Origin of the sequence: Cognatishimia activa (assembly GCF_001458335.1) — a bacterium.
Taxonomy (GTDB): Bacteria; Pseudomonadota; Alphaproteobacteria; order Rhodobacterales; family Rhodobacteraceae; genus Cognatishimia; species Cognatishimia activa.
Genome location: NZ_CYTO01000022.1, coordinates 1 through 3154, shown reverse-complemented (window position 1 = coordinate 3154; position 3154 = coordinate 1). Strand labels below are relative to the sequence as shown.

General features: G+C 49.2%; 4 protein-coding genes. 2 read left to right on the top strand and 2 right to left on the bottom strand.

What is annotated here, in order from left to right:
* Positions 1-300: 300 nt before the first annotated feature.
* Both TA5113_RS11200 and TA5113_RS17235 read left to right on the top strand, forming a co-directional pair.
* Complete coding sequence (locus tag TA5113_RS11200; RefSeq protein WP_058314199.1) at positions 301-513, top strand: hypothetical protein; 213 nt, start codon at positions 301-303, stop codon at positions 511-513.
* A gap of 10 nt (positions 514-523) precedes the next feature.
* Positions 524-655: a hypothetical protein gene (locus tag TA5113_RS17235; protein WP_258953927.1), complete on the top strand. Its 132-nt coding sequence runs from the start codon at positions 524-526 to the stop codon at positions 653-655.
* An 87-nt stretch (positions 656-742) separates the two neighbouring features.
* Here TA5113_RS17235 and TA5113_RS11195 read toward each other — a convergent pair whose 3' ends face one another.
* On the bottom strand, positions 743-2143 hold the full coding sequence (locus tag TA5113_RS11195; RefSeq protein ID WP_058314201.1) for a phosphomannomutase: 1401 nt from the start codon (positions 2141-2143) through the stop codon (positions 743-745).
* A gap of 115 nt (positions 2144-2258) precedes the next feature.
* Positions 2259-2975, bottom strand: coding sequence for a hypothetical protein (locus TA5113_RS11190; RefSeq protein WP_058316714.1), 717 nt, complete (start codon positions 2973-2975; stop codon positions 2259-2261).
* Positions 2976-3154: the final 179 nt, after the last annotated feature.

Genomic DNA, 3154 nt, shown 5'->3' with positions numbered 1-3154 from the left:
CAGACCAAAAACCCAATCACCAGAGACAAAAATCAACAAGAAACGCCCAATCTTAATAGGCGCATCCCGCGTCATCATGCTCGATATTTTCTAGCTCAAAACACCCTCAGAGCTCCGCTCCTCAGTGCCTCTCGCCGCCCCGCCGCGCCTCAGTGTCTCACTCAGCGCCGCCGGTGAAGGGGGTTCTAGTCCTACCCCCAGAGAGTCGCAACCCCTTTTTTGAGAAAAATCAAAAAAACGTCAATCGGTCTAAAAACAAGGCAATTCGGACTTTGAGAATTATGGAGCGGGAACAATCGAATGAAACAAGAGCTGAATTTGCACCGCGCGATTCTCGTTTTAGAAAGAAAAATTCAGTTCATTCGCGCCAATTCAGCGATTTGTTTTTTCCTTGCGAATGTTGGCGATACAAAACCACTTCTTTGTGATTTGCCGCAAGTGCAACGCCGGTATGCGGAAAGAGCATTGGATTTGAGTCGACACAAAGCCTACACAGCCGATCAATCTATTTAGGAGAGAAGACATGGCTGCAATCGCACAAAGCTTCGCAAAAGTTCCTGGTGTGGCGTTCGTTCAAACTCTTGGAGCAACCATCGCGAGCTACCTAGACAAGAAAACCGTTCCTCACTGGTGTGATTACCTGAACAAGAAGTAACTCTTCTTTTCTACACATCACATTGAATAAGGACGCCAATTCGGCGTCCTTTTGTTTTTTGGTCCGTGAAACACGGCAAAAGAAAATCTAACGCAGGCGATTCTGAATCTTTTTAAGATGGTGGTCGACCAACTCACGCGCGCGATCAGCCGTGGGCGCTTCAGCGTAACATCTAAATTCAGGCGCATTGCCCGAAGGGCGCAAATGCACAACTTCGCCATTTGTAAAGCTGAGGCGCAGCCCGTCGGTCCGATCGATACTCCGTTCTGGCGCACCAACATCGAAGAAATCACCTCGGGCGTCGGGCCCGTCTGCGAGCGCTGCGATGAATTGCTTGGACTGTTCGGTCGGAACCCCAGCAATGCGATCGGCCGCTGTAAACCGATCAGGCAATCCCGAGACCAATGCCGCGATGGACTTACTTTGATCCTTGGCGGCAGCCAAAGTCGCGATCATCGGCAAAACACAATCCCGTGTCAGCAATGGCGCAATCGTCCCAGCCGCCGCCCGATATGGAAATCCCAGTAGGAACCCCCCATTTGCCTCAAACCCCACCACATTTGCTTGTGGATTTTTCCGTTGAAGCTCTTGGATCGCAGCGACCACATAAGGGGAGCCGATCTTTGTCAAATGCACTTCGTTGAACTCAGCGAGTTGACCAATCATCGAGTTAGATGAAACCGGAGTACAAATCGTATCCGCTCCCAAGTAGAGCGAAGCGATGACGCCAAGCACGTCTCCAGGAACCAGTCGCCCACTTGCATCTGTCAACATCGGGCGGTCCGCGTCACCATCCGTTGACAACAATGCGTCCAATTCAAACTTCTGGCACCAATCTGCAAATCGACGTTGGGATTCCGCTGACACCGCTTCAGTATCAACCGGGACGAATTCCTTTGTCCGTTCAATCGCCACAGCGGATGCGCCGAGACTCGTGATAATTTCCATCAGAATATCGCGCGCCACGGAGCTGTGTTGATATATACCAACCGTGAGTCCTGCGAGAGCATCCTTTGAAAAGCACTTCGTATATCGCTCTACAAATTGCTGCGTTGTCAAAGCATGCGCATCATCTAGAACGCCAGGCTCGGACACCGCGCCAGCCAGCCCATCCAAACCTTGTGTTATCAATTCCTCGTCATGCTTGGATATTTCACCATGTGTTGTATAGAATTTGATTCCATTTCGATCCGAAGGAATGTGGCTTCCTGTGATCATGATCGCACTTGCGTCGGCATTTTGAGCGGCAAAAGCCAGTGCAGGCGTGGGCAAAACCCCACACCGTTTGACGGAAATTCCCTCTTCTATCAGAACATCACAAACCGTTTCTGCAATGGACGGCGAACTGTTTCGCAAATCCCATCCAACATATGTTGTTCCTCCCGTATCGCATTGCTTTGCAAACGATCGAACATATTGGGTAACCACCTCTCTGGTCAGCTGCGTCACGAGCCCGCGCACCCCACTGGTCCCAAATTTTGGCGCCATCATAATCCCTCGAAAAATTACTTTAATAGCTTGTTATGACATGAGGCTTCGTTACGAAATGACAAAATTACTTTTGATAAATTCATACTGCTTGACCTTGGAATACTCAGCGCGGTCACTTTGCAGCGCGCCAATCTTCGAGGAAATATTCCACCGCCTCACGCAATGCACTTTGAACTGTGTAGTTTCGGTTTGCTAGGTTTTGTCGCACCGTTTTAGACCATATGACTGCAGGAACCTTGAGATCAGCATCACGTACCAGAACCGCCTCTTCCGAAATTGTGAGCGAGACAGAAAACGGGATGATACACCCTTCTGACTCCCGTCGGTCTGAGTAGCGCACCTTGATTTGAGGACGCCCCGGTGTATTTTCCCACTCTTGCTTGGTCAGGAAAGTCACCCCAGCACCCTGCAGTTGGGTTTTGATGTAGCCGCCAAAACTCTGCGTTACGTTGGCTCCATCCAATACTTCGGTGTCGAAATAGAACCCTGGATGCTGTCTTAAGAAAAGAAGCTTCTCAGACATTTCCGATGGGTGGTATTTATCCGCTATAGCACGCTTCGAAGAATTTAACTGATCGTATCGCTCATCTGTAAGCCCGCGAACTGAGGAGATGCGATTGATGAAGGACATAACTTCGCGAGATTCTTTGTTACTAAATGACGCGATGTTGCGTAGAACTAATTCTGACATCGGAACACATAGGAGCGGATCCACACAGGTCGATGGAAGGCGCCGCGCCTCGATCATAATCGTTTCTTGAGAAGATACGGATGATGTGGACAGCAAAAAGGTCAGTAACGCAAATCCTTTTAAAAAGATCGATCTCATGCTCATCCTTTCGCGCTCAGGCGAAGATGAGATTAGGGCATAAGGCTTGCGATTTGGTTACGTTAAGTGCGCGGCCCGACGACTGCTCCGCCCCAGATAGGTAGATGCATAAAGTGTCTATGATGCCGAGGATTAATTACCATCGTTTTAGAGAGATATTATTTATTTATCTATTTACT